Source organism: Mitsuaria sp. TWR114 (assembly GCF_007997345.1).
In genome coordinates this window covers 1-3,039 of record NZ_VOSR01000205.1, presented here as the reverse complement: position 1 = coordinate 3,039, position 3,039 = coordinate 1, and the positions used below count along the sequence as shown (strand labels likewise).

Below are 3,039 nucleotides of genomic sequence, written 5' to 3'. Positions count from 1 at the left end.
CCGCGGCCTTCGTCGCCGCGGTGATCGTCTCCTTCCTGGTCAAGCTCTGGCTGTCCTCGCGCCAGATGCGCCACGTCGCGCGCCACCGCGGCGCGGTACCGGCCGCCTTCGTCGGCACCGTGCCGCTGTCCGCGCACCAGAAGGCCGCCGACTACACCGTCGCGCGCGGCCGCTTCGGCACGCTGCACCTGGCCTGGGACACCGCGCTGCTGATCGGCTGGACGCTGCTGGGCGGCCTGGACCTGCTCAACCAGTGGGCCCTGTCCTGGCGCCAGGAACTGGGCCCGATGGGCTACCAGCTGGCGCTGCTGGCGGTCTTCGGGCTGCTGTCCGGGCTGCTCGACCTGCCCTGGTCGCTCTACAACACCTTCCGGCTGGAGGAACGCTTCGGCTTCAACCGCACGACGCTGCGGCTGTTCATCGTCGACGGGCTCAAGGGCCTGGCGGTGGGCGCGCTGCTCGGGCTGCCGATCGCGGCGCTGATCCTGTGGCTGATGGCGCAGGCGGGCAGCCTGTGGTGGCTATGGGCCTGGGGCGCCTGGATGGGCTTCAACCTGCTGATGCTGGTGATCTATCCCACCGTCATCGCGCCGCTGTTCAACAAGTTCCAGCCGCTGGAGGACGCCGCGCTGCGCGAGCGCGTCCAGACGCTGATGCAGCGCTGCGGCTTCGCGGCCAAGGGACTGTTCGTGATGGACGGCAGCCGGCGCTCGGCGCACGGCAACGCCTACTTCACCGGCCTGGGCGCCGCCAAGCGGGTGGTGTTCTTCGACACCCTGCTCGAGCGGCTCGATCCGCCCGAGGTCGAGGCGGTGCTCGCGCACGAGCTGGGCCACTTCAAGCGCCGCCACGTGCCGCAACGCATGGCGCTGATGTTCGCGCTCAGCCTGGCCGGCTTCGCGCTGCTGGGCTGGCTCAGCACGCAGGCGGGCTTCTACCTCGGCCTGGGCGTGCGTCCCAGCCTGGACGCGCCCAACGACGCGCTCGCGCTGCTCCTGATCATGCTGGCGCTGCCGCCGTTCACCTTCTTCCTGACGCCGCTGATGTCGCTGTGGTCGCGGCGGCATGAGTTCGAGGCCGACGCCTATGCCTGCGCCCAGGCCAGCGGCGCCGACCTGTCGCAGGCGCTGCTCAAGCTGCACGAGGACAACGCCGGCACGCTGACGCCGGACCCGCTGTTCGCGCGCTTCTACTACTCGCATCCGCCGGCCAGCGAGCGGCTGGCGGCGATCGCGTCGCTGTCGGGCGCACCGGCCGCGCCGGCGGGACAGGTCGCATGAGCAAGGCGCCGCAGACCGGGCTGGTGGTGCGCGGGCACGGCCGCCATTACGTCGTCGAGGACCAGGACGGGCAGCGCATCCACTGCCTGACCCGCGGCAAGAAGAGCGATTGCGTCGTTGGCGACCGCGTGCGCTGGATGCGCAGCAGCGAGCACGAGGGCGTGATCGAGAAGGTCGAGCCGCGGCGCAACCTGCTGTTCCGCCAGGACGAGTGGAAGACCAAGAGCTTCGCCGCCAACCTGGACCGGCTGCTGATCCTGGTGGCGGTCGAGCCACAGTTCTCCGAATCGCAGCTCACGCGCGCGCTGATCGCGGCGCAGAGCGCCGGCATCGCCGCCGACATCGTGCTCAACAAGACCGACCTGCCCGGCGCCCAGGCCGCGCGCGAGCGGCTCGCGCCGTACAAGGCCATGGGCCAGCGGGTGCTGGAGCTCAGCCTGAAGGGCCGCCCGGACGAGTCGCGCGAGGGGCTGCTGCCGCTGCTGCACGGCCAGGCGACGCTGGTGCTGGGGCCCAGCGGCACCGGCAAGAGCACGCTGATCAACCTGCTGGTGCCCGATGCGCAGGCGCAGGTGGGCGAGATCTCGCAGGCGCTGAATTCGGGTCGCCACACGACGACCACGACGCAGTGGTACTGGATGGACGCGGGGCGCGAGGACGCGCTGATCGATTCACCGGGCTTCCAGGAATTCGGCCTGCGCCAGATCGCCGCGCCGGACCTGGCGAGCTACATGCCCGATTTCAAGCCCTATCTGGGCGAGTGCCGCTTCCACAACTGCAGCCATCGGCATGAGCCCGGCTGCGCGGTGCTGACGGCGGTCGAGGCGGGAGCGATCAGCCCCTCGCGTTACCGCATCTACGACGAGCTCTGGGACGAGCTCAGCGCGCCGCCCAAGTATTGAGCGCTGCGGCGATGGTCAGCGCTCCAGGCGCGGATCGCTGTGGGGCACTTCGCGGACCTCGGCGTCGATGACCTCGCCCTGCGGCGCGCGGCCGGTGCCCGCCATGCCCCCGGGCATCCCGCCGGGGAACGGTCCGCGTCCACCGCGGAACGCCTGCGCGCGGAACTGCGCCGCGCGCTGGAACGCCGCCGTGTGCAGCGTCGGTCGGCGCCGCGGATCAGGCTCCACAGCAGCACCCCGCCGAAAATCACCAGTCCGGCGGCCAGCACCACCAGGAAGAGCACCAGGGAGGCCACGCCAGCACGAGGCGGGCGGCGATCGAGAAAAGCGTGGAGAGAGCGTTCATCGGTCGTTCAGTTCGGGGCGGTCGGGCCCGGATTCAAGCCCGGATTCAAGGCCCGGACGCGGGCGGTCAGCCGCGGCCAATGTAGGGCATCTTGGTCGCCATCACCGTCAGGAAAGGCACGTTGGCCGACAGCGGCAATCCCGCCATGTACAGCACGGCGCTGGCGGCATGGCCGACATCCATCACCGGCTCCACCATCGTGCCGCCATGCGCCTGCGGCACGCCCTGCTTGAAGCGCTCGGTCAGGTCGGTCTCGGCATTGCCGATGTCGATCTGGCCGGCCGCGATGTCATGCCGGCGGCCGTCCAGCGCCAGCGTCTTGGTCAGGCCGGTGATCGCATGCTTGGTCGAGGTGTAGGCGATCGAGCCCGGCCGCGGCGCATGCGCCGAGATCGACCCGTTGTTGACGATGCGCCCGCCGCGGGGCGACTGCCGCTTCATCAGGCCGAAGGCCGCGCGGGCGCAGAGGAAGCTGCCGGTCAGGTTGACGTCGACGACGGCCGCCAGGTCT

The 3,039-nt window shown here is 70.7% G+C and carries 3 protein-coding genes; 2 read left to right on the top strand and 1 reads right to left on the bottom strand.

Annotated features, from left to right (window positions below; all coding sequences use genetic code 11):
• Both FUT87_RS09490 and rsgA read left to right on the top strand, forming a co-directional pair.
• On the top strand, positions 1-1,280 hold a 1,280-nt coding region (locus tag FUT87_RS09490), incomplete at its 5' end, for a M48 family metallopeptidase (protein WP_147240875.1).
• On the top strand, positions 1,277-2,182 hold the full coding sequence (rsgA, locus tag FUT87_RS09485) for a ribosome small subunit-dependent GTPase A (protein WP_147240874.1): 906 nt from the start codon (positions 1,277-1,279) through the stop codon (positions 2,180-2,182). The genes FUT87_RS09490 and rsgA, both read left to right, overlap by 4 nt.
• 412 nt (positions 2,183-2,594) lie before the next feature.
• Here the strand turns inward: rsgA and FUT87_RS09480 are convergent.
• On the bottom strand, positions 2,595-3,039 hold a 445-nt coding region (locus FUT87_RS09480), incomplete at its 5' end, for an SDR family oxidoreductase (protein ID WP_147240873.1).

Coding starts and splice junctions, on each gene's coding strand:
- rsgA (WP_147240874.1), top strand. CDS start 1,277: ATGAGCAAGGCGCCGCAGACCGGGCTGGTGGTGCGCGGGCACGGCCGC.